Below are 22,880 nucleotides of genomic sequence, written 5' to 3'. Positions count from 1 at the left end.
AGCAACCGACCATCAGGAGGACCAGAAGTGATCCGTGTCCCGCGTGTGGCGGCCGCCGTGACAGCGGCCCTCGCGGTGGCGCTGGGCTCGCCGGGGATGGCGCAGGCGGCGCCGGAACCGCAGCCCGGGCAGCCGTCCGCTCCCGTGTCTCCGGAGTCCCCGAAGCCCCCGGGGCTTCCCGAAGGCTGGAGTATCACCGGATCCGGAGAGCCGGGGAAGCCGGGGGAGCCGGGGGAGCCGGGGGAGCCGGGGGAGTCGGGGGAGTCGGGTAAGCCGGGAGTGCTCGTGTGGCGCTCGGCCGGGAAGGTGCCGGTGGGCGATGCCCGGGTCGAGTTCCTCAGCGGGAACCGCTCGCTGGGCATCCCGGAACCCGCCGCGGACGGGCGTACCTTCCGGCTCCCGCTCGACGGCGTACGCCTCGGCAGCACGGACGACCTGCGGGTCGTGGCCGCGGGACGCCGACTGGACGCGGCCGGAGCGAAGGCCGCCAAGGAGCGTCACAGACTCGACAGACAGTCGGCTCCCTCCGCCCCGCCCCTGGCGGAGACCGTGAACGAGGTCGACCCCGGTGCCCCCGGCCCGTACCGCACCGTCAGCGGTGAGTACTCCCTGCCGTCGGTGCGCCTGCCCGGCTACGACGCCAAGGTGGAGATGAGGGCCGAGGTCGTCGTGCCGCGGGGCGCCACGGGCCGCCGCCCGCTGGCACTGTTCCTGCACGGGCGCCACGTGACCTGCTACAAGGGTGACGACGTGGAGATGGAGTGGCCGTGCCCGGCCGGCCAGAAGCCGGTGCCGAGCTACCGCGGCTACCTGCACGACCAGAAACTCCTCGCCTCCCAGGGCTACGTGACCGTCTCGATCTCGGCCAACGGCGTCAACGCCCAGGACTGGAAGCCCGAAGACGCCGGCGCACAGGCCCGCTCCTCCCTCGTACGGCTGCACCTGGCGCGCTGGGCGGACTGGGCCGCCGACCCCTCCGCGGCCCCCGCGATCGTGCGGAAGGCGCCCAGGGCCGACCTCGGCAAGGTGCTCCTCGTGGGCCACTCCCGAGGCGGTGAGGGCGTCAACCGGGCCGCGCTGGACAGCCTCACCCCACCGCCCGCCGACCAGGACGGCTACCACGGCAGGACCCGCTGGACGATACGCGGAACCGTCCTCATAGGCCCCACGATCTTCGGCCAGAACCCCGTACCCGACGTGCCGTCCATGACGATCCTGCCGGGCTGCGACGGAGACGTCTTCGACCTCCAGGGCGAGCTCTACGTCGACGCGACCCGCGGGATCAGCCGCGGCAAGGCCCTGCACAGCGCGGTCTACATGACCGGCGCCAACCACAACTTCTTCAACAGCGAGTGGACCCCCGGCCAGGCCGCGGCGCCGGCCGAGGACGACTTCTCCTACGGCGGGGACGAGCACGACCCGGTGTGCTCCCCGGGCACCAGTACCCGGCTGACCGCCGGGCAGCAGCAGAAGGCGGGCTCGACGTACATAGCGGCCGCGGCCCGGCTGTTCGTCGCCGGTGACGACCGGGTCCGCCCGCTGCTCGACGGCTCTCCCGTGCGCGCCGCCTCCGCCTCACCCGCCCGCGTGGCCACCCACGCCGTCGGCGCGGCCCGCTCCGGGGCGTTCCTGCCGGACTCCTCCGCCACGGTCGCCGGCGGCCGGCTGTGCGCCCAGGTGGACCCGCGCCCGAGCGTCTCCTGCCTGCCCGAGGGCCTCGAAACCGCCTCTCCCCACTTCGCCCAGTGGGGGAGGGTGACCACCAGGGAACCGGGCCGCTACGCACTGGCCATGGACTGGAACCGCTCCGGCACCGCCACCCGGCTCAGCCCCGCCCGCCCGGTCTCCCTGTCGGGCGCCAAGGAGCTGACCCTGCGCGTGATCGTCCCGCCGAACACCACCGGCACCAAGCTGGACGTCGCCCTCACCGACACCTCCGGCAAGCGGGCGTCCCTCGGCCGGGCGCGCGTCGACGGCCTGCCGGGCACCGACCGGACCACCTCCTACTGGGCGCGCGAGGTCCGCGTCCCGCTGTCCGCCGCGACCCGCGCGCGCCTCGACCTCGGCCACGTGGCGACGCTGGAGCTCACTTCCCGTACCGCGTCCGGGAAGGCGTGGCTGATCGACGCCCACGGCTGGCGCCCCGGCACCCCCGCGGCCCGGCCCGCCGAGCTGGCGCGCGTGGACATCGGCCGGCTGACCGTGAAGGAGGGCGACTCCGGCACGCGCAGCTACAAGGTGCCGGTCCAGGTCTCCGGCTCGGGCAGCGGCAAGCTCCGGCTGTTCGTGGAGCGGCCGGGCAGCGAGTACCCCGCCGTGCGCACGGTGACGGTCCGGCCGGGCTCCCGCGTCGACATACCGGTGAAGGTCGAGGGCAACACGCGTTACGCCTACGACGTCGACCACTCGGTGGCCGTCAAGGCCGTACGCGGCGCGATGGTCGGCTCCCACCGGGGCGGGGTCACGGTGGAGGACGACGACCCCCGGCCCAAGACGACCGTGACGCCGGTCGCCGACCAGGTCACCGAGGGCCGGCCGCTGGTCTGGCGCATCACCCTCTCCCAAGCCGCCGACGTCCCCATGGAGGGGGAACTGCTGATCCTGCCCGTCTCCGGTGGCTCCGAACTGTCCACCAAGGACGTCCCCGCGGACTGGCTGAACGACCGCTTCGAGGCCGCGCCCGACCCCGAGCGCCCGCTGTCCGGACTGCCGGACGACCCGCGCCTGTGGTTCGAACTGCCCGCGGGCACCCGAACCATCGACGTCTCCGTGCCCACCGTCACCGACACGGTGAGCGAGGGGACGGAGAAGCTGCGGCTGCGCCTGCAGACGTATGACCAGAACTGGGACCCGGTCGAGGGCCCGGAGATCACGGGCACCGTGCGCGACGCGTCGTAACGGGCTCGGCCCGAGGTGCCGCCGGCGCCCCCGCCTCCCTGGCGGGAACCGGCGGCACCGCCGTGCGCGATACCACCGTGCCGCGACACCGCCCGACCGTCCGCGTCCGCCCTTCCCTCGCTCTTCCCCGCCCGTCGCCGACGTGCCGCACGACGCGCGGGGCGCGGAAGGCCGTGATGCACTGGAGTGACGGGAGGTGTGTCATGTCAGGTCGCGCGGGCAAGACCCGCAACATCTTTCTCGTGTGGTTGATCTGGCCCTTGATCACGCTGGGCATCTACCACCTGGTCTGGTACTACAAGATCAACCGCGAGGCCCGGGACTTCGACGAGCGGATCGAGGTCGATCCGCTGCTATCCCTTCTGGCCATCACCATCGGCTGGGTGGTGATCGTTCCGCCCTTCGTGTCGATCTACAACACCGGTGAGCGCATCGCCCGGATGCAGCGGTCGGCCGGGATGCAGCCCACCTGCAACCCCTGGATCGGGGTCATCCTGTTGATCGTCGCCGGTCTGTACCCGCTCTACTACCAGCACGAGCTGAACCAGATCTGGGCCCACTACCGGATGCCCGTGGAGGGCGAGCAGGTTCCTCTCGCCGCGTGAGGCTCACTCCGCGCGAAGCTCACTCCGCGTCGGCGACGACGGAGCCCACACGGTCGGCCAGGCCGGGGTCCCGGCGGACCAGGAGCGTCGCGTAGCCGACGGCGGCCAGTAGAGCGGCCAGTGCCGCGTAGGGGAACCAGTTGTACGGCGCGGGCTGGCCGGGCTTGGCCAGGTAGTACAGCGGTACCAGGATGGCCAGGGTGCCGATCGCGGGCAGCACGAGGTGCCGTACCGTCCTGAACTCCTGCGGCCGGTACCTGCGGTAGTACAGCGGCAGCGCGATGTTCGACGCCAGGTAGACCAGCAGGATCAGGATGGCGCCCAGGGTCGAGGTCTCGGTGAAGAAGACCACGGGGTTCATCGAACCGCCGTCGGCACCTCCGAGCAGATGCCCGAGCCCCCATACGCCGATGATCAGCAGCGCGGTGGCGGTGAAGGTGATGATCGCGTTGTTCGGCGTACGGCGGGTGGGGTGGACGTAGCCGAAGAAGGACGGCAGCAGCCCCTCGCGCCCGGCGTTGAACACCAGGCGGGCCTGGGAGTTGATACCGGCGATCAGCACGCCGAGGGTGGAGGTCAGGCCCCCGACGTAGGCGAGGAACGCCAGTGCCCCGAGCGTGTGGTGGGCGACGTCGATGAAGGGGATGCGGGCCTCGCCGAGCCTGTCGGTGTCGTAGCCGAAGCCGGTCACCGTGGCGTAGGCGAAGAGGATGTAGCTCACCGTCATGATCGCGATCGAGGAGAACACGGCACGGCCGACGTTGCGCCGGGGGTTCTCCGTCTCCTCGGCGAGTGCCGCCGAGTTCTCCCACCCGATGAACAGGTACACCGCGAGCGGGAAGCCCGCCGCCAGGCCGCTGAGGCCGTGGCTGATGTGCCCGGGGAGGAAGGGAGCGGCGGAGAGGTCGCCGCGGTGCTCGACGATCGTCGCGACCGAGACGACGACCAGCACCAGCATCTCCACGCCGAAGAAGTAGCCCGCCCACTTGGTGGAGACCACGACGCCGCGCAGCATCAGCACCACCGACAGTCCGGTCAGCAGCAGCGTCCAGATGATCCACGGCAGGTCGACGCCGGTGTAGTGGTGCAGGGTGATCTGCACGAACCCGCCCGAGATCGCGATGACGGAGGCCATCGCGATGATGTAGCCGAGCCCGGCCAGCAGGGCCGTGGTCACCGCGCTGACCGGCCCGAACGTCCTGCCGACGAAGGTGATGAAGCTGCCCGCCGAGGGGTGCGCCCGGGAGAACTCGGCGAGCGTGTTGCCGAGCAGCGCGACCGCGACGCCCGCGGCGACGATGGTGAGCGGGGACGCGACGCCCGCCGTGGTGGCCAGGAAGGCGAAGCCGAAGAAGAAGCTCATGGCCGGGCCGACGTTGGCCATGGTGGCGGCGGCGATGTCCGCCATGCCGAGCACCCCGCCGCGCAGCCGCTGGGGCTCACCTCCGGCGGGTCCCGCCGTCGACGACGGCCGGACAGCTCCGGGGTCGGACATGCTCGGGGCTCCTTCGGGGGTGGGGTGGGGCTTGGCTTTTCAGCCCGTCCGGCGTTTGAGGACGAGGCCGCAAGGCCGATACGGGGGTCTGGGGGCGGAGCCCTCAGGGGTGGGACGGGTAGGGGCGGCGGGGGCGAGGAGAGGCGGGAGGGCCGGCACCGGGCTGCCCGGGCTACTGCGACCAGGGCTTACGGGGCTTATGGGGCTACGGGGATCGGCGTCGATCCCCCTGGCGTGGGTGCGGGCGTTGGCGGGCGTCACGTCGGGGAGGCGTCAGGCCGGGCGTGCTGGTGGGCCTTCACCGCCCGCACGGCCGGGTCCATCGCGCCGCGGCGGAGCTCGGTGAGCAGGTCGGCGTGGCAGCGGTTCCTGGCCCGTACCAGCGCGGGTTCCGGAGCGGGCAGCACCAGGCACTGGCGACCGAGCAGGTCGGCGGCGAACTCGCGGATACCGGCCCCTCCGAGCGCCTCCGCGAGGTCGAGATGGAAGCGCGTCTCCAGCTCCCGCAGTCGAGCCGGGTCGTCGGACAGGTCCATCTCGTCGACCAGCGCCCGCAGCCCGTCGAGCCGGCCGTCCGGGACCTCGCCGGTGCCGTGGGCCACGAGACCGCACTCGAGCAACAGGTGGAAGGCGTCCAGCGCGGCCGCCGTGTCGGTGTCGTGCATCAGGGCGACGACGGCGTCCCAGTCCGGCGCGACGAAGGTCCCGCCCGCCCGGCCCCGCCGGCGGTCGAGCAAGCCGTCCTGGCACATCCCCTCCAGCGCGCGGCGCACGGTGATCTCACTGATCCCCAGCTCCTCGGCGAGGACGCCGGCGTCCGGCAGCCGATCGCCCGGTGACACGGACTTCAGGCGCACCCGCAGGGCGACCCGCGAACGGACCAGTTCCGATCCGGTCTGGCCCCTGCCGGGCAGGAGGTGGGCGTCCCGCACCGCGGCGACCGGTGCCGGCTGTGCCGGACCCGGCTGGCTGTAGGGCCCGAACTTGCCCGCTGCGTTCACCACGACGCCACCCTAACGGCCTGCTGAGCGGGGTCACGGTCCGCGGCGAAGCCGTCCGTGCCAGGGGTTCTCGCGACCACGCCGCGAAGGTGTGAGCGGTGGTGTGCATAGGGGCTCCCACGAGGCGGTTCCGCGATGGCCAAGAAATTAGAGCAGGGTGAACACTTAAGCAAGCCCCTAAGCAAGCCCCTGTGCAGGGCGGACGAGAGCGCACGTGGCGGGCGTGCGGGCACCACGAGCAGGGCGCCTCGAAGACACCCCTTGTTTTTTCTGATCGTGGTGAACTATTTTCCTGACGGCCACCCGCACCTGCCCCGTCGGGCACGGGCCGGACGGCCGCGGCTCACTATGCCGTCACGGCGGCCGTGATCGCGACCTGTGACGTGCCCGACCTTCGCACCCTTCCCCGTCGGTCCCCTCGGCGGAACCCGCGCGGTCCTCCCGCCGGGCCCGTCGACGCATGTCCATGCCCATGCCCCCGCCCACGCCCATGTCCTCGTCCGAACTCCCTCCATGGATGTCGAGATGACCACACGTCCCCCCGTCCCCGCTCCCTCCACCACGGATCCGGCGACCAGCACCGGCAGCACCGCCGCCCCGGCGGACTCCGGCCTGCAGGCCGGGCTGAAGAACCGCCACCTGTCCATGATCGCGATCGGAGGTGTCATCGGCGCCGGCCTCTTCGTCGGTTCCGGATCCGGCATCGCCGCCGCGGGCCCCGGCATCCTCGTCTCGTACGCGCTCGTCGGCGTCCTCGTCGTGCTCGTGATGCGCATGCTCGGCGAGATGGCCGCGGCCAACCCCACGTCGGGCTCGTTCTCCGCCTACGCGGACCGTGCGCTCGGGCGCTGGGCCGGATTCACCATCGGCTGGCTGTACTGGTTCTTCTGGGTCGTGGTGCTCGCGGTCGAGGCGACCGCCGGCGCCAAGATCCTGGCGGGCTGGATCCCAGCGGTCCCGCAGTGGGGCTGGGCCCTGATCGTCATGGTCGTCCTCACGGCCAGCAACCTGGTCTCGGTCAGCTCCTACGGCGAGTTCGAGTTCTGGTTCGCCGGCATCAAGGTCGTCGCCATCGCCGCCTTCATCGTGCTCGGCGGCCTCGCGATCTTCGGTCTGCTGCCCGGCTCGGACCACCCGGCGTCCGGCTTCTCCAACCTGACCGCGCACGGTGGGTTCCTGCCGAACGGGCCGGGAGCGATCCTCACCGGCGTCCTGATGGTGGTCTTCTCCTTCATGGGCAGCGAGATCGTCACGCTGGCGGCGGGCGAGTCCGAGGACCCGCGGGGCGCGGTCACCAAGGCCACCAACAGCGTGATCTGGCGGATCGCGGTGTTCTACCTGGGCTCCATCCTGATCGTGGTGTCGCTGCTGCGCTGGGACGACCCGGCGATCCTCAAGGACGGCTCGTACGTCGCCGCCCTGAGCTCCATCGGCATCCCGCACGCGAGCCAGATCATGAACGCCATCGTGCTGACCTCGGTGCTCTCCTGCCTCAACTCCGGCCTGTACACCGCCTCACGCATGGCGTTCTCCCTCGGCCGGCGCAGTGACGCCCCGGCGGGCTTCGGCCACACCACGAACCGGGGCGTGCCGCGGACGGCCATCCTGGCCTCGGTGGTCTTCGGCTTCGTCGCGGTCGCCTTCAACTACCTGTGGCCGGACACCGTCTTCCAGTTCCTGCTCAACTCCTCCGGCGCGATCGCCCTCTTCGTCTGGCTGGTGATCTGTTTCTCCCAGCTGCGCCTGCGCAAGATCATCCAGCGTGAGTCGCCGGAGAAGCTGATCGTCAGGATGTGGCTCTACCCGTACCTGACCTGGGCCACCATCGCCCTCATCACCTTCGTCCTGGGTTACATGCTGACCGACACGGCCGACGGCGGCGGCCGCGACCAGGTGGTCCTGTCCACCCTGGTGGCCGTGGGCGTGGTGGTCGTCGCGCTGATCCGCGCGCGCCTGGGCCGCACGCGCCACTCCGTCACCTCGTCGTAGCGACCGGGCTCCGCCACGGTCCGATGCGACGGTGGCGCGACGCGACCGAGGGCGGCGTCCCGGCTGCGGGATGCCGCCCTCGCATGCCCCCTTACCGAGCCAGTAGGCGTAGGAGGCGGCGCGACATGGCCACAGGGCTACCCGTCGGCGGCATACTGGCTCTCTTGATCGGCCGGACCTTGGGCTGAGGGGAAGGGGAGGGGGGCCGCCATGCCCCTGGAGTCCCGGCTGGAGGAGCTCGTCGAGGCCGACCCCGGGCATTCTCGGCCGGCCATTGCTGGAAAAGGTGACCGTGTTCAGAAGCCCGCAGTGGCCGATGGGAGGTCTGGCCCGTCTCGCCGTGAGCCCCCGCTTACTCCGGCGACGACGTCCCGCCGCCCGCCCGAGGCCCGACCTGCTCGAACCGTGGGAGCAGGCGGTCGACGAACAGACCGCGCGTGCCCACACACTCCCCGGCGTCCACGGGTTCCCGTACCGACCGCACCGCGCCGAGGACGTACCCGACGGCGCGCTCGGGGCACTTCGCCGGGCCGTGGGGACCGACGACACCGATCACCTGCTCGTCCTGCCCGCCCGCACCCGCCCCGGCCGCCTCGGAGACAGCCGTCTTCAGATCCTGACGCCGACCGGCGTGCTCGGGTTCGGACCCGGCGGAGTGGCGCTGTGGGTGGGTGCTCCCGCCCTGCCCGGAGTGCGGGTGGTCCTCCATCCGCAGCAGGTGGCCGCGATCGAGACCGCTCACATCCTGCTGTACGCCCGGCTGACGATCCTCGCCACCGACACCCGCCTGACCGTCCATTACAACGCCGTCGCCGGACACCACCTGCACCCCCTGGTGCGGTCCCTGCGCCGCCGCGCGGCCCGTACCGAGCTGGACATGCCGGACGCTCCCGTACCGGACGCCGCTCTGCCGTACAAGTGGCGACGACTGCTCGCCTCGGACGTGGCGCGCCTGGACGACGGCGATCCGATCGCCGTCGTCGCCGGCGCGCTGCCGGTACCCCCGCGCTCGGAAGCCGCGTACGCGGCCGTCGTCCTCACGCCCCGGGAACTCGTCGTCCTCACCGACCCGCTGCACGCCGAGAGGACCGGTGGCCGCCACGGCGTGGACACCCACGTCATTCCGCGCGCGAGAATCGAACAGGTCCGCGCGGACGACCCGCTCCTACGGGTCCGCGTCGGTGGAGCGGACCTTCAACTCCCCCTGGGCCAGGATCTGTCCCGCCGGGTCGTCCACACGTTCGCGCACCATCTGCCCGTCGCCTCGTAGGCCTACCGGCCGGGGGCGCGGAAGTTCACCTGCTGACGGGCCGCCTCGTCGATCTCCTCGAGAGTGAGGAGAGGAGTGGCCCGCGTCCGGGCGGCGCCGCTGGCCTTGACGGTGAGGCTCACAGCGGCCATGGAGACCGGGTCCGGGAAGTCGACGATGAGCACGGTGTCGTCCTCCCCGAAGGCGAAGTACATCGCCTCGACCTTTCCGCCGAGCCCGGTGACGACCTGCTCGACGGCCGCACGACGACCACTCCCGCCCTCGCTGAGCAGCCCCTTCGTGCCCTCGGGCGTATAGGTGGCCTGGATGAGGAACTTCGGCATACGGACACTCCCTGCCCATCGGTTGCCAGATACGCAGAATGGGCTTCCCGCTGCTGCCCGGCGAGTACTTGCCGAACGGCGGGATTCACCCGTTGGAAGCTGCTCTCGAGGCCATCGCGGACCCCGTCACCGGTCCTGCCCGGCCACATACTCGTCGAGAGGCTGCGACGCGCCCCAGGCCTGGTCGAAAACGGATGCGAAGGGGGCCAGGAAGACCGGACCTTCGACGCTGAGCCCGGTGAGTTGCTGGCGACCGGCACCGGAAAAGGAGAGAAAGGTGACGGAGTCGTCGTAGAGACCGGAGTTGTGCCAGGGGCAGGAGGTGCTCCAGGACATCACCCGTGCCTCGTAGGCGTACACGTCCCTGACCTCTGCCTGGTGTTCCCGCAGCCAGGCCAGATAGGCCGGCTGGGGCACGCCGTCGCGTTCCGGGACGCCGATGATGCGCCGGACGCTGGTGGACTCCCCGGCGTGCTCCCTGGCCCACTGCAACACCGTCTCGTAGTAGGTGGCTGCCTCCGGGATGAGCCACTGGCCGGGAGGGTGAAGCCTCACGTAGGTGAGGCGGAGCTCGTGGCGGGTCGTGTGGACGCGGTCGGCCGCGGCGCGGTAGAAGGCGGGAGGGTCCGGGTAGCAGACCATGTTGGCCTGCAGCGTCCGCGGCGGCGTCTCGGGCCTGTTGTGTTTCAGGTCGTCCAGTTCGGTCCGGACAACCCGCCACAGCTCCCTCCACCGCACCCAGTCGCCGTCCAGGGCGGCGACCAGACGGCGGGTGACCGTCTCACTGGGCAGCCGGTGGCCGTTGAGCGCTTCGGAGACCGTCGCCTGACTGCACTGCGCCCGTGCGGCGATCGTCTTGAGCTGAGGGTCGCCCGCGGTGATGCGCAGTCGTCGTAACTCCGCGGCGAATCGCTGCACGGGCGGTAGCGCACCGCGTGGGTAGCCATCCACGTTTCCCCCCAAAGCGCCTGACACGAGCCGGATGGCCGAGATGTTCGCACCTCCTCCGCCGAGGACGCGGAACTTCACCGAATTCCGCTGAAAAAGGCTGAACTTCTGGTCCCTTTCCCGGCACATCGAGGCCCGTCGGATTCGCTGGACGGTCGGTCCTCCGGCCGGTCGAATGGGAAGCACCTCGGCCCAACAGTGCCCAAGAAGGTGAGGAAAGCGTGCCGATCGACTTCGCGGCGTCACTCCGCCGCCATTACGTGATCTTTCTTGCCGTCCTCGTGATCGGCATCGTTCTGATCATCATGCGCCACGGAACTTCACGGTCCGTGGCTGTCTACCTGGACTGCGTGCTCGGTGTGGCCGGCCTGATCAGCGGTTACGCTTTCGCGCCCGCGGCCCAGGGGCCACCACCGGCGCCGAAGCCCTGACGAGAGACCCTGCCCCTGAGCAGGCGAACGGGCGGCCCTCAGCGTGACGTCGGACGTCCGCTCGGGGGCCGCCCGGCAGTTCCCGTCGCAAGGCGCGGAGTTCGCTCGCCTCAGGGACACGACCTGAGAAATTCGATGAGGGCCGCGTTCACCTCGTTCGGGCGTTCCTGCTGGGTCCAGTGGCCGCAGCCGGCGAGCTTGACGGGCTCGCGCCGCAGGTTGGGCATCAGGTCGGGGAGCCGCTCGATGAGTTCGGGTGTGCCGGGGAACGCCGGGACCAGGTCGCGGTCGCCGTAGACGTAGAGGGAGGGCGGGGTGATGACGGCGCCGTGCCAGGGGGCTGTCAGTTCCCAGTTGCGGTCGAGGTTGCGATACCAGTTGAGGGCTCCGGTGAAGCCCTGGGAGAAACTCTCGGTGAGGGCGTCGAGGTCGCTCTCCGTGAACCAGTCCGGCAGCACCTCGGGGTCCGTCATGTCCGCGAGCCAGCCGCGCTCGGGATCGACCAGCGGCTGCCTGTCCTCGCCGGTACCGGGAGCGTCGCCGGAGGCCGAGTAGAAGAACTTCCGCAGGGTGAGGCGCGTGTCCCTGGCGAACTCCGCGTCCGCGACACCGGGGCGGTTGAAGTAGTTCCAGTAGAAGCGGCCGCCGAACCTCTCCTCCATCGCGGCCAGCGGAGGCCCCGTTCCCCGGAAGGGAGGCGGCACGCTCAGGCCGGCCACTGCCCGCACCATGTCCGGTCGCAGCAGGGCGGTGTGCCAGGCGACCGGCGCGCCCCAGTCGTGCCCGACGACGTACGCCTTCTCCTCGCCCAGGGCCTGGACGAGTCCGACGACGTCGCCGACGAGGTGGAGGATGGTGTACGCGTCGACGGCGTCGGGATGGTCGCTGCGTCCGTATCCCCGCTGGTCGGGGGCGACGACACGGAAGCCCGCCTCGGCCAGCGGGCCGAACTGGTGGTGCCAGGAGTGCCACGACTCGGGGAAGCCGTGCAGGAGCACCACCAGGGGGCCGTCGCCCTGCTCGGCGATGTGCAGTCGAACGCCATTCACTTCAACCATTCGATGCTCAACCATGTGAACGAGCGTACGTGCCAAGGTTTTCGGGCGGTGGCGCAGGGGCTCGGCCCTGCGGACGCGACGGGCACGACGGGAGCGACGGGCACGACGGGCACGACGGGCACGACGGGCACGAGGGAATCAACGGGGCCGCCGGAGAGCGAAGTCGAGGTTCTCGCCCGGCGCTCAACGGTGCAGGTGTGAACTGCCCCCTGGCTCCATGTCGCGATATAGCGTTAGCCTTCTTCTTGCGCCGCTGCCCGCGTCGCGCGGAGACGTTCGACAGGACCAGGACGGAAGCATGCCGGGAGAGATGTCGCCCTCCGGGAAGCCCACCGGAGAGCCCTCCGGGAAGCCCATCGGCCCCGGCTCGTCGCCCGAGTTGCGAGCCTCTCACGCGGACCGGGACCGCGTGGTGGATGTGCTGCGTATCGCGGCGGGCGACGGCCTGCTGACCGCGGACGAGTTGGACGAGCGCCTGGAAGCGGCCCTGTCGTCGCGGACTCTGAGCGAACTGGCCCCGCTCACCGCTGACCTGCCGCCCGTATCGGCCACGGTCGGCGGGACGGGAGCGGAGGTCAAGGACCTCGTTCGGATCGAACAGGTCCACAGTGGCGCGGTCGAGCGTGTGGGGCGCTGGGTGGTACCGCGGAGGCTGGAACTCGCGGTGACGTACTGCGAGGTGACGCTCGACTTCACTGACGCGGTGATCACGCACGACACCTTGCGGATCGACGTGGGCATGACGGGGAAGACCCTGACGCTGGTCACGAGGCCGGGCATCGTGGTCGATACCGATGGTCTGCAGCTGGTACACAGCAGGGTCAAGTTCCGTCAGACCCCGACGCATCCTGATACGCCGGTCACCTTGCGAGTGGAGCTGGTCGGTTACAAGGCCCACGGCCGCGTGGTGGTGCGGCCCCGGCGTCGGACGTTCGGGCAGTGGCTGCTGCGCAGGCCCAGGTCCCTTTCTGTCTCCTGACCTGGATGGCAAACGTCCAGCGCGGTAGGTCCGGTCTGCGCCTCGCAGATGCTTGCCGCCCCTAGTCGACGTCCACCGGGCCGTCGTTCGACTTCCTCTCCCTGTTGGTGGGCAACTGGAGCAGACCGTTGCCGTCGCTCTGCTCGGGACGTCGGTCATCGGGGCGACCGTCGCCGGGGCGGGGTCCCTCGGGGTCCTGGCCGTTCAGGTTCTGTCGGACCGAGTCGAGGATCGTCAGGCCCTGTGACACCAGGCCGGCGGCGATCTCGCCGAGCCCGTCCGCGCCGTTGAGGACGTTGACGTTGGCGCCGGCGAGGCCTCCGGCGGCCTCCTTGACGATCTGCGGGAGCTGGTCGATCAGCATCCGGTCGAGCGCGACCCGGTCGTACGAGGCCGCGGCCTCCGCCTGGATCTTCATCCGCTGCGCCTCGGCCGCCGCGAGGACCCTGACCCGCTCGGCCTCGGCCTCGGCGGGCTTCACGACCTCGGCCACCAGCTGCTGCTGGCGCAGCTTGGCCTGGCGCTGGGCCAGCTCCGTCTGGGCGGCGAGCACCTCCTGCTGGGCGTGTGCCTGCGCCAGCGGTCCGGCCTGCGCGGCCTGCGCCTGGGCGCGGTCCACCTCGGCCGAGTACTCCGCCTTGACGACGGCGGTCTGCCGGGCGTACTCGGCCTGCTTGCGGGCCGCCTCCTGCTCCGCCTCGACCGAGGCCTGGGTGGCCTGCGCCTGGGCGATCTGCGCCTGCCGCTGGATGGCCGCCTTGTGCGGCGCGGACATCGCGTCGATGTAGCCGGCGTCGCCGTCGTCGATCGACTGGATCTGCAGCGAGTCGACGATCAGGCCGATCTTCGCCATCTCGGTCTTCGAGGTGTCCAGGACCTCCGCGGCGAGCTTCTGCCGCTCGGTGACGATCTCCTCGACCGTCATCGAGCCGATGATCGCCCGCAGGTGGCCGGCGAAGATCCGGCCGGTCAGCACCGACATCTGGTCCTGGTCGGAGAGGAAGCGCTGCCCCGCGTTGATGATGCTCTCGTGGTCGTTGCCGACCTTGAACGCGATGACGGCACGCACGTGCAGCGCGATGCCCTGCCTGGTCACACAGGTCTCGGTGACCTCGGACTCGCACATCGACAGGGTCAGGAAACGGGTCTTGCGGAAGAACGGGATCACGAACTTTCCGTGCCCCGTCACCACTCGGAACGGCGCTCCCCCAAGTCCCCGCCTGCCTCCCGAGATCAGCATCGCCTCGTCGGGGGCGGGAACGCGGTATCCGAACATGCCTGTACTCCTCAGCCGGCGCCGACGGGACCGCCGTCGAGCGCGTCCAACGGATCCACCCACTCGATGACGCCTACCTCACGACATCCCCGTGATTCGATCACGAGCACTGTCGCCCCCGTCGGCAGGGGGTCCTCCGACCAGGCGAGGAAGGTCTCGGAGCCGCCTCTGACCCGCACGAGAACCTCGCCGGGTCCCGCGGATCCGCGGGTTCCGATGAGTACCTTCCCCGTGCAGCCGATCACGGCCTCGTCCTGCGGCATCACCGGCCGTCCTCCTCGTCCTGGCCCCATGATGCCGACGATAGACCCAGTCCGGCCCGGACCCAACGGGCAGGAGGACCCGGCCTGCGCCGCTGGGACATACGGCCCCCAGCGGCGTCCACACGGTTCCGGGCGCAACCGCCGGCTGGAGTACGACCCGGCCCATGACTGGCTGCCCGGACCCCACGCCACCACCGGGCCCGACGACGGCACCGCCTCCAGCGGGACGGCCCGGGAGAACACCCCTCCGTAGGTCGCAGGTGGCTTGCCTCGTCGGTTCACCGTGCCACCGTTGCGAGGACGTCGTGGCCGAGCCGCTGGATGACGTCCGTGGCGAGCCGGTGCCGCACCAGCTTGCCGTCCCGGGTGGAGCGCACCAGGCCCGCGTCGCGCAGGGTCCGCAGGGCGCGGGAGACCTGTGGTTCGCTGGAGCCGAGTCGGGCGGCCAGCTCCGAGGTGGTGATGGGCTCGCCCAGCAGATGGCGGCACAGCTCCATCCGGGCGGGCGAGGTCAGCGCCATCAGCCGGTGGTGCAGATCCCGCAGGGTCAGCTCCCCGGCCGGGGTGGTGCCGCGCGCCGCGTACTGCACCACCACGCACGACGGGTGCTCGTTCTTGACCGTCAGATGCGGCCACACCCGGGCGGACGGGACGAGGACGAGGGGACGCGGGGCCACCTTCACTTCGTCGATCTGCAGCTTGTCCAGCCGTATCCGTTCCCCCGGCCCGACCCGTGCCGCGGTCGGCAGCAACTCGGTGAGCACATCCGCGGGCGAGCGAAGCGAGATGGGGGTCCCTCCGGCCGAAGTCCCCCTGGGGGCACCCCCGGCCGGAGGCTGGGGGACTCCGGCCGGGGGTGCCCCCAGGGGGAAGTTCGCCAGCCGGCGGCGTACCTCCCGGGCGTGGTTCTCCAGGGGCGGCCGCAGGGCGCGCCAGTCCTCGGCGAAGAAGGCGGTGTCGGCGGCCCGCAGCACCGCCAGCAGCCGGTCCCGCAGCTCCAGCGGTGCCGCCACCAACTGTCGCGCGAGCTCACCGCGGGCGTAGGAGCGGCGCAGGCAGCGGCGTGCGTAGTCCTCCGCGGTGGCCGTGCCGGCGAGCAGTTCGCGGGCCGGCGGCACGGGCTGCGCGTTGGTGCCCAGGATCCCGGGCGCCACCAGCTCCACGAAGTCCTCGGCCGGCAGCGCCGCGATCGCCGCCAGCTCTTCGTCCAGGCTCGCCGCGAGCCGCACCGTACGGGGAAAGAACAGGCGGCAGCGATAGCGGGCCCACAAGGGGGCGAACACGGACAGCTCGTCGTGCAGCTCGGGTCCCGCCATGGCGGCGCGGGCCGTCCAGCCGGCGGCCTCCGGGTGGTGCTCGGGTTCGGCGAGCACATGCAGGCTCGCCATCAGCTCCGACAGCGCGGAGGGCCCGGCCGCGAGGTCCGCGGGGCCGAGTCCTCCCAGGTCGAGCACGATGCTCACGCCGTCAGCGTACGGCCGGAAGTCACCGAACGGGCGCGCCCGGACCGAGCGGGATGCCCAGCAGGTACCAGGCGAAGAACAGCAGCACCCAGACCACCAGCATGATCATGGCGACGGGCAGGGTGAACGACACCAGCGTGCCGATGCCGGCCTTGCGGCGCAGGGTCTGCAGATAGCCGACACAGAGCATGAACGAGGTGCTCATCGGGGTGATGGAGTTCGTGCAGGAGTCGGCGATGCGGTAGAGCGCCATGGTGGTGGCCGGGCTGGTGCCGAGCAGCATCAGCATCGGCACCAGCGCCGGGGCGACCAGGGTCCACAGGGCGGAGCCGGAGGTGATGAGAAGGTTCATCAGCGCGACCGCGACGATCAGCAGGGTGAACAGCACCAGGGTGGGCGCGCCCAGCCCCCGGAGGAAGTCCGCGCCCTCGACCGCGACGACCGTGGCGATGTTGGTCCACTTGAACAGGGCGATGAACTGGGACACCGCGAAGAAGAGCACCAGCAGCGGTGCGATGGAGCGCACGCCGTCCGCCATGAACTCCGGTATCGCGCGGTTACCGCGGATCTGCCCGGTGAACCGCCCGTACACGCCTCCGATGAGGAGGAAGAAGACGGTGAGGAAGAGGGCGATGGCGTTCATGAAGGTGGACTCCACGATCGCGCCCCCCTCTCCGCGGAGCGGAGACGAACCGGGCACCATCGCGAGCACGACCAGCGTGGCGTAGCCGACCACGGCAAGACCGGTCAGCTTCAGGGCCCGCAGCTCGGTCGCGTCGTCGACCCCGGCGGCGACCACCTGCCGTGAGGCGGCGGCCTCCAGGTCCGGGTCGGGGGTCAGGTGGTGCTCGCGCTTGGCGAGGATCCTGTCCACGACCAGGGCGATGGTGCCGGCCAGCACGAACGCCGAGACGGTGGTGAAGTACATGTTGTCCGTCGCACGGACCACCACGTCCTTGTCGACGAGCTGCGCGGCCTCGGTGGCCACGGAGGCGAACAGCGCGTCACCGGGGGCGATCAGCGGGTTGGCGTCACCCGCGGCGTTGATGGAGACGAACGCGACGATCATGCCGAGCATGGGGGAGCGGCCCACGGCGCGGAAGGCCACCGCGCCGAGCGGGATGAGGACCACGTACGCGGAGTCGGACAGGAACTTCCCCAGCACGCCGCCCAGCGCCACGCCCAGGACGACCGTACGCGGCGACAGGCCCGACAGCATGCGACGGGCCAGCGCCTCAAAGAGCCCCGACCGCTCGGCGACCGCGACGCCGAGCATCACCATCAGCACGGTGCCGAGCGGTCCGAAGGTGACGAAGGAGTCCTGTGCGCCGGTGAGCAGGTCCCGTACGGCAGCCGCCGACAGGGCGCTGCGAACGCCGACAGGGTCACCCGAGGCGGGGTCCTCGACCCGCAGGCCGGAGGCGTTCAGCACCCAGCTGACGAGGGCGACGATCCCGCACAGGATCCAGAACAGCCAGAAAGGATGCGGCAGTGCGTTGCCCGCGCGCTCGACCAGGTCGAGGAGCCGTGAGCCACGGCCCCCCGCGTCGGGCCGAGGGCTACGGCCGTCGTCGTCGGGTCCGGTGGCCTGCACCTCTGCCCGCACCTCCCGGGTATGGCTGTCGGGTGTGCTCATGGCGGCCTCCTGTGAGGACGGGTGGTGACGGGGAAACGAGGGCATGACGCGGCAGCGCCGAGAGCAGTGCTCGCGGCAGCGCCGCGAGCGGTGCGAAAAGGGACCCGGAGCCGGGCACGATCGCCGCAACGGGAACGCGGGGCGTTCCTGGGATGCGCTGCACAGTAGGTCTCGTGTCCGGTCCCGTCACCGTCCTGCGGAACAGTTGACCTGATGACGTCAAGTGATCGCCATGGCCTGGTCCGCTGCTTAGCGTCACGGGAGTGACCTCGTACGACACCACCTCCCACGCCGGTCGGCCCGAAGCCCTCCACGGCGGCGCCCTGTGGCGCCGCACCCTGCGCGTCCCCATGCGGGACGGCGTCCGTCTGGCCGCCGACCTGTACACCGCCTCACCCGGACCGGAGGTACCCGCGCTGCCCGTACTCCTGGAACGCACCCCGTACGGTCGGCGCGCGCAGCGCGGTTCGGACCAGGACCGCGGCGACGCGCCGCTTCCGCGGCCCGAGGACATCGCCCGACACTTCACCGAGGCCCGCTACCACGTCGTACGGCAGGACTGCCGGGGTCGCGGCGACTCCGAGGGAACGTTCGTGAAGTACCTCGGCGAGGGCGCGGACGGGGCGGACACGATCGCCTGGCTCAGCGACCAGCCGTGGTGTGACGGCAGGGTCGTGATGACGGGGGTCTCCTACTCCGCCCACGTCCAGGCAGCGGCGGCCGCCGAAGGGGCGACGGGGCTGGCCGCCATGTTCCAGGACTCGGGCGGTTTCTCCTCCGCCTACGACGCGGGAATGCGGATGGGCGGCGCCTTCGAGCTCAAGCAGGTGACCTGGGCACTGCGGCACGCGCTGCGGAGCCCGGAGGCCGCGGCGGACCCGGTGCTGTCCGAGGCGCTGCTGCGGGTGGACGTGACGGGCTGGTTCGGCGCGATGCCGTGGCGGCCGGGCTGCACACCGCTGCGGCACCTGCCGGCGTACGAGGACTATCTGCTGGAGCAGTGGCGGCAGGACAGGTTCGGCGACTACTACCGCACCCCGGCGATCTACGGGCGGGGCTTCTACCACCGCTTCCCGGACGCGCCGAGCCTGCACATGGGCAGCTGGTACGACCCCTACGTCCGCTCCACCATCGAGAACTTCACCGCCCTGCGGGAGCTGAAGTCGGCACCCACCTACCTCGTCATGGGCCCGTGGACGCACGGGCACCGCTGCGAGACGTACGCCGGAGACGTGGACTTCGGCCCGCGGGCGACCCTGGACGGCAACCTCGCCCCGTCATACCTGGAGTTCCGCCGCCGCTGGTTCGACCGGGCGCTGGGCCGGGAGAAGGGGCGGGACGGGAGGGGCGGGGAGGACGGGGGGAGCCCGGAGAACACGGGGACCCCGGAGAACCCGGGGACCTCGGAGAACCCGGGGGCCCCGGAGAACCCGGAGAACGAAGACCTTCCCGTCGTCCAGTACTTCCTGATGGGCGGAGGCGACGGCCGACGGGACGCGGCAGGGCGGATGCGGCACGGCGGTGCATGGCGCACAGACACCCGGTGGCCGCCGGCGTCGACGGCCCCCGTCGCCCTGTACTTCACCACCAAAGGAGCCCTCACCACCGCGCCGCCCACCGCGGCCGCCGCGTCGGTGACCTATGACTTCGACCCGCGTCACCCGGTCCCCACCATGGGAGGCCAGGTCACCTCGGGCGAACCGGTGATGACGGGCGGGGCGTACGACCAGAACGCCCCGGACGCCCGGGTGTACGGGGCGCGCGAGCCGTACCTGCCGCTGGACTCCCGTCCGGACGTGATCAGTCTGAGCACCCCGCCACTCGAGCGGGACGTGGTTCTGGCCGGCCGGGTGGCGGCGAGGCTGTACATCTCCACCACGGCCCCGGACACCGACTTCACCATCAAGCTGATCGACGTCCACCCGCCCAACGCCGACTACCCGCACGGCTTCGCGATGAACCTCACCGACGGCATCGCCCGCTGCCGCTTCCACCGCTCCTACGAGAAGCCGGAGTTACTCATTCCGGGCGAGGTGTACGAGATCGAGGTCACCGCCCCCGACACGGCGAACCGCTTCGCCGCCGGCCACCGCATCCGGCTCGACGTCTCCTCCAGCAACTTCCCCCGCTTCGACGTCAACAGCAACACCGGCGAACCGGAGGCGGCCGCCCGCCGCACCGCCATAGCCGTGAACACCGTGCACATGGATGCCGAGCGCCCCTCCCACCTGCGCGTGTGGCTGGAAGGAGGAGCGGACGCGCTCGCGTAGCCGGACGGCCGTTTTCGACCGACCTCAATGCGACCGACCTCAATGCGACCGACCTCGATGCGACCGACCCCAATGCGACCGACCTCGATACGACCGACCTCAATGCGACCGACCTCGATACGACCGACCTCAATGCGACCGACCGTCGAACCTCTCGGCTACGGCCTGTTCCAGAGTGAGACCGTCGGCTTCTTCGTCCGGTTCGAGGAACGCATGGATCAGGGCGAGCGCGACCGTTCCCATCAGTGAGCGGCGGCTGTCGCGGTCGACGACACCGGCTCCCGGATCACCGATGGCCCGCAGGATCATCCCGTCGGTGGCTGCGGACAGCGCGTTCGCAAGGTCGTCGAGGGTGAGCCCCGGACGCAGTCGCAGGCCGCGCTCGTGCATGACGGTGGCGTACAGCTTCTTCCAGGAGCCGAGGTAGTCCTCGTACATGGAGGAGACGGTCCGCGCCAGGTTCTCGTCGCCCTCGACCGCGGTCATGAGGGTGAGGGCGAGCCGGACCGAGGTGATGTCGACACCCTCAGCGGTATGTTCGTAGGCCGTCTCGTGAACGGCGCTCACGAAGTCAGGCCCGCTCACGAGCTTCTTGGTGGTGACGGCACGCTGCTCCCTGGATCCCGGACGGTAGTTCTCCCTCCACACCGCGAAGTTGATCAGGTCGGCGACGAAGTCCGACTGCGAGCTCCAACGGTCCCGCAACGACGCCACACTGCCGTGCCGCGAGAAGGGGCGGTCATTGTTGGCGACCTCGCCGGCGACCGCGCGCTGCGAGAGGAAGCCGAGGAGCGGGCGGCTCACGTTGACGCGCTTCGAGGCGTCCGGGCCCAGGTGCTGTTCGATCAGCCGCAAGCCGGCAGCCAGGTAAGCGGCGGTGACCCAGTCATTGGCCAGTCGGGTACGAAAGGTACGAGTGCGGCGGTTGAGATGCCGCAGCACCTTGGACAGGTCCTGGTCGTAGGGGAAGGGCAGGTCCCTTTTCGCGGACTTCCGCGGCTTGTTCACGTGCGCCATGGCCGCATACTTCCCCAGCTACCGGCGGGCCGACAGGGGCGCAGCTGCGCGGAAGTTCGCCGTGGCAGACCAGTACCGCGCGGTTGCGCGGCTTCAGCGCCTGGGCCGGCCGCGCTACACCAGGGATCTCCCGACGTACAAGGGTGTGACCTGAAGATGCTCAATATCGACATCGGTGCCGTGGCGTGGGTGCCGGCCGCTGTTGCCCTCACCAGCGGTCTGGTCCGGCTGATCCTCGGAGTGCTCGCCGCGCACGCCGCCCGCAAGGCCCTCAGCCCGTCGGACACCTCGGAGGCCGCGGACCGCCTGAGGGCCCACCGGCTCGCGGTACTGCGCGCACTGCTCAACGGCCTGAAAAGGCCCCGACGTTGAGCCACGCTGAATCGGCGATGCGCGCGGGTCAGTTTCCGTTGCGTTCGGCGAGAGTGTGGGCGACGAGGGCGTTGGCGTGGCCATGGCCGAGTCCGTGCTCGGCCTTGAGCCAGGTGACCAGTTCCATGTGCTTGGTGAGGGGCGAGGCGCGGATCAGCTCCTTCCACTCCGCGATCGGGCGACCGTACTTCTTCTCGATCGAGGGGAAGTAGCTGGCGGGGCCTTTCACTGGTGCGGTCATGCGCGATGTCCTGCCTGTCATGTCGTAGTGATCTTGGTGGTGGGCTTCCAACGAGTGCGGGAGCCTTGTCAGCGGACCACATCGAATACGTTCTTCTGCAGGCCGTTGGCGTACGCCTCGTGTTCGACCAGCTTCAGCTTCTGGGTGTCCTTGTCCGTGGTGCTGAACAGACGCTTGCCCGCGCCGAGCAGGAGCGGGAAGACGAGCAGGTGGTAGCGGTCGATCAGGCCGGCGTCCGAGAGGCTCTGGTTCAGGGCGGCGCTGCCGTGGACGATGATCGGGCCGCCCTCGGTCGCCTTCAGCGTGGCGACCTCGTCGAGCGAGCGCAGGATCGTGGTCTCGCCCCAGTTCGACACCAGGTCGTCCTCGGTGAGCGTGGTGGAGACGACGTACTTCGGCATCACCTTGTAGTCGGCGAAATCCTCCATGTCCGGCCATACCGCGCTGAACGCCTCGTAGCTGGTCCGGCCCATCAACATCGCGGTGGCTTCCTTCTGCTCCCGGCCCTTGATGTCGAAGGCCTCGGGGAGGAACTCGACGTTCTTGAAGGTCCACCCGGAGTTCCGGTAACCGGGCTCGCCGCCCGGGGCCTCCACGACGCCGTCGAGCGAGATGAAGGCCGTGCTGATCAGGGTACGCATCGAGGTTCCTCCGTGACTCGTGGTTGCTTCACCGGGTCAGACGGGAAACCCCGACGGAACTCATCGCCATCGGCCGAAGATTTCCAAAAAACTTTCGGCGGGCTGCGCGGCAGGCGGCCTCGCGGCAGGCGGCCTCGCGGCCGATGCCTCCCCCGCCCGGTCCGGCGTACGGCGGCCATCGCCTCACCACACCGCTCCTCCAACGCGGCCCTCTCCGCCCGGAACTCGCTGTTCCTTCCGGGAACGCTCTGCCTCCCGGCCACGGGTCCCTCGCAGATCACTCCGAGGGACCCGTTCGAGGCTCCGTGCCCGGGCAGACACAGTGCCCCCGGCAGGATTCGAACCTGCGACGTCCGCTTGAGGAGTTTTCCCTGGGGTAGGGCTGTGACCTGCGGAGACGCCGAGCTCAGTGTGTCCCGTGTCGAATGTGTGCCGCAGGGATGCCTTCCTGGCGAGGCACCAATTGCTTATTCGGCGGTCTGGAGGCGGTGCCTGGGACAGGTCGTAGGAGGTTGAGCCCGTACCCTTCGTGGTGTCCACAGCGTCACAGAGCGGGCGCCAAACACTGGAGGCAATACCTCGTGCTGATTGCTCAGCGTCCGTCCCTGGCCGAAGAGGTCGTCGACGAGTTCCGCTCCCGGTTCGTGATCGAGCCGTTGGAGCCGGGCTTCGGCTACACCCTCGGCAACTCCCTTCGCCGTACT

20 protein-coding genes and 1 pseudogene are annotated in these 22,880 nt (G+C 70.5%); 9 read left to right on the top strand and 12 right to left on the bottom strand.

What is annotated here, in order from left to right:
• The first annotated feature begins 27 nt into the window (after positions 1-27).
• Complete coding sequence (locus tag AB0959_RS12035) at positions 28-2,898, top strand: hypothetical protein (RefSeq protein ID WP_366826239.1); 2,871 nt, start codon at positions 28-30, stop codon at positions 2,896-2,898.
• 203 nt (positions 2,899-3,101) lie between these two features.
• On the top strand, positions 3,102-3,503 hold the full coding sequence (locus AB0959_RS12030) for a DUF4234 domain-containing protein (RefSeq protein WP_366826237.1): 402 nt from the start codon (positions 3,102-3,104) through the stop codon (positions 3,501-3,503).
• A 19-nt stretch (positions 3,504-3,522) separates the two neighbouring features.
• Here AB0959_RS12030 and AB0959_RS12025 read toward each other — a convergent pair whose 3' ends face one another.
• Positions 3,523-4,998 carry an APC family permease gene (locus AB0959_RS12025; RefSeq protein WP_366826236.1) on the bottom strand — a complete coding sequence of 492 codons (1,476 nt, stop codon included), beginning with the start codon at positions 4,996-4,998 and terminating at the stop codon, positions 3,523-3,525.
• A gap of 257 nt (positions 4,999-5,255) precedes the next feature.
• A complete protein-coding gene (locus AB0959_RS12020) occupies positions 5,256-6,002 on the bottom strand; it encodes an FCD domain-containing protein (protein ID WP_366826234.1) in 747 nt (248 codons plus the stop codon).
• Positions 6,003-6,524: 522 nt separating this feature from the next.
• Here AB0959_RS12020 and AB0959_RS12015 point away from each other — a divergent pair.
• Entirely contained in the window at positions 6,525-7,988 is a 1,464-nt protein-coding gene (locus tag AB0959_RS12015; protein WP_366826233.1) for an amino acid permease, read from the top strand.
• Positions 7,989-8,328: 340 nt separating this feature from the next.
• Positions 8,329-9,258, top strand: a complete 930-nt coding sequence (locus AB0959_RS12010) for a hypothetical protein (protein WP_366826231.1) — start codon at positions 8,329-8,331, stop codon at positions 9,256-9,258.
• Positions 9,259-9,260: 2 nt separating this feature from the next.
• Here AB0959_RS12010 and AB0959_RS12005 read toward each other — a convergent pair whose 3' ends face one another.
• Together AB0959_RS12005 and AB0959_RS12000 are read right to left on the bottom strand one after the other, a co-directional pair.
• Positions 9,261-9,581 (bottom strand): GYD domain-containing protein, encoded by a 321-nt coding sequence (locus AB0959_RS12005; RefSeq protein ID WP_366826230.1) that lies wholly within the window; start codon positions 9,579-9,581, stop codon positions 9,261-9,263.
• A 126-nt stretch (positions 9,582-9,707) separates the two neighbouring features.
• Positions 9,708-10,499 carry a helix-turn-helix domain-containing protein gene (locus AB0959_RS12000; RefSeq protein ID WP_366826228.1) on the bottom strand — a complete coding sequence of 264 codons (792 nt, stop codon included), beginning with the start codon at positions 10,497-10,499 and terminating at the stop codon, positions 9,708-9,710.
• Positions 10,500-10,750: 251 nt separating this feature from the next.
• Here AB0959_RS12000 and AB0959_RS11995 point away from each other — a divergent pair, with 251 nt between their 5' ends.
• Positions 10,751-10,960, top strand: coding sequence for a hypothetical protein (locus tag AB0959_RS11995; protein ID WP_366826227.1), 210 nt, complete (start codon positions 10,751-10,753; stop codon positions 10,958-10,960).
• A 110-nt stretch (positions 10,961-11,070) separates the two neighbouring features.
• On the opposite strand, the gene AB0959_RS11990 is transcribed toward AB0959_RS11995, so the two are convergent.
• Positions 11,071-12,018, bottom strand: a complete 948-nt coding sequence (locus AB0959_RS11990; RefSeq protein ID WP_366826226.1) for an alpha/beta hydrolase — start codon at positions 12,016-12,018, stop codon at positions 11,071-11,073.
• A gap of 298 nt (positions 12,019-12,316) precedes the next feature.
• On the opposite strand from AB0959_RS11990, the gene AB0959_RS11985 reads away from it, so the two are divergent.
• Positions 12,317-12,997, top strand: a complete 681-nt coding sequence (locus AB0959_RS11985) for a DUF1707 domain-containing protein (protein ID WP_366826225.1) — start codon at positions 12,317-12,319, stop codon at positions 12,995-12,997.
• Positions 12,998-13,058: 61 nt separating this feature from the next.
• Here the strand turns inward: AB0959_RS11985 and AB0959_RS11980 are convergent, their stop codons facing one another.
• The 4 genes from AB0959_RS11980 to AB0959_RS11965 form a co-directional block, all read right to left on the bottom strand.
• The gene (locus AB0959_RS11980) at positions 13,059-14,273 is read right to left on the bottom strand and encodes an SPFH domain-containing protein (protein ID WP_366826224.1); all 1,215 of its coding nucleotides are present in this window, start codon (positions 14,271-14,273) and stop codon (positions 13,059-13,061) included.
• A gap of 11 nt (positions 14,274-14,284) precedes the next feature.
• Positions 14,285-14,536 (bottom strand): hypothetical protein, encoded by a 252-nt coding sequence (locus AB0959_RS11975; protein ID WP_366826223.1) that lies wholly within the window; start codon positions 14,534-14,536, stop codon positions 14,285-14,287.
• Between the two features lie 278 nt (positions 14,537-14,814).
• Complete coding sequence (locus AB0959_RS11970; protein ID WP_366826222.1) at positions 14,815-15,999, bottom strand: DUF5937 family protein; 1,185 nt, start codon at positions 15,997-15,999, stop codon at positions 14,815-14,817.
• A gap of 22 nt (positions 16,000-16,021) precedes the next feature.
• Positions 16,022-17,635, bottom strand: coding sequence for an AbgT family transporter (locus AB0959_RS11965; RefSeq protein WP_366826221.1), 1,614 nt, complete (start codon positions 17,633-17,635; stop codon positions 16,022-16,024).
• Between the two features lie 263 nt (positions 17,636-17,898).
• Here AB0959_RS11965 and AB0959_RS11960 point away from each other — a divergent pair, with 263 nt between their 5' ends.
• Positions 17,899-19,905: a CocE/NonD family hydrolase gene (locus AB0959_RS11960; RefSeq protein WP_366826220.1), complete on the top strand. Its 2,007-nt coding sequence runs from the start codon at positions 17,899-17,901 to the stop codon at positions 19,903-19,905.
• A gap of 129 nt (positions 19,906-20,034) precedes the next feature.
• On the opposite strand, the gene AB0959_RS11955 is transcribed toward AB0959_RS11960, so the two are convergent.
• The gene (locus AB0959_RS11955) at positions 20,035-20,922 is read right to left on the bottom strand and encodes a hypothetical protein (RefSeq protein WP_366826219.1); all 888 of its coding nucleotides are present in this window, start codon (positions 20,920-20,922) and stop codon (positions 20,035-20,037) included.
• Positions 20,923-21,078: 156 nt separating this feature from the next.
• Here AB0959_RS11955 and AB0959_RS11950 point away from each other — a divergent pair, with 156 nt between their 5' ends.
• On the top strand, positions 21,079-21,294 hold the full coding sequence (locus tag AB0959_RS11950) for a hypothetical protein (RefSeq protein WP_366826218.1): 216 nt from the start codon (positions 21,079-21,081) through the stop codon (positions 21,292-21,294).
• A 28-nt stretch (positions 21,295-21,322) separates the two neighbouring features.
• Here the strand turns inward: AB0959_RS11950 and AB0959_RS11945 are convergent, their stop codons facing one another.
• Both AB0959_RS11945 and AB0959_RS11940 read right to left on the bottom strand, forming a co-directional pair.
• Positions 21,323-21,535 (bottom strand): DUF4287 domain-containing protein, encoded by a 213-nt coding sequence (locus AB0959_RS11945; protein ID WP_366826217.1) that lies wholly within the window; start codon positions 21,533-21,535, stop codon positions 21,323-21,325.
• A gap of 68 nt (positions 21,536-21,603) precedes the next feature.
• On the bottom strand, positions 21,604-22,176 hold the full coding sequence (locus tag AB0959_RS11940) for a dihydrofolate reductase family protein (protein ID WP_366826216.1): 573 nt from the start codon (positions 22,174-22,176) through the stop codon (positions 21,604-21,606).
• Between the two features lie 581 nt (positions 22,177-22,757).
• On the opposite strand from AB0959_RS11940, the pseudogene AB0959_RS11935 reads away from it, so the two are divergent.
• Positions 22,758-22,880: pseudogene (locus AB0959_RS11935) on the top strand (DNA-directed RNA polymerase subunit alpha); the annotation flags it as partial.

Origin of the sequence: Streptomyces sp. NPDC046862, assembly GCF_040704615.1 — a bacterium.
Lineage (GTDB): Bacteria > Actinomycetota > Actinomycetes > Streptomycetales > Streptomycetaceae > Streptomyces.
Note: the sequence above shows the minus strand (reverse complement) of the source record. Positions and strands in the feature narration are given on the sequence as shown.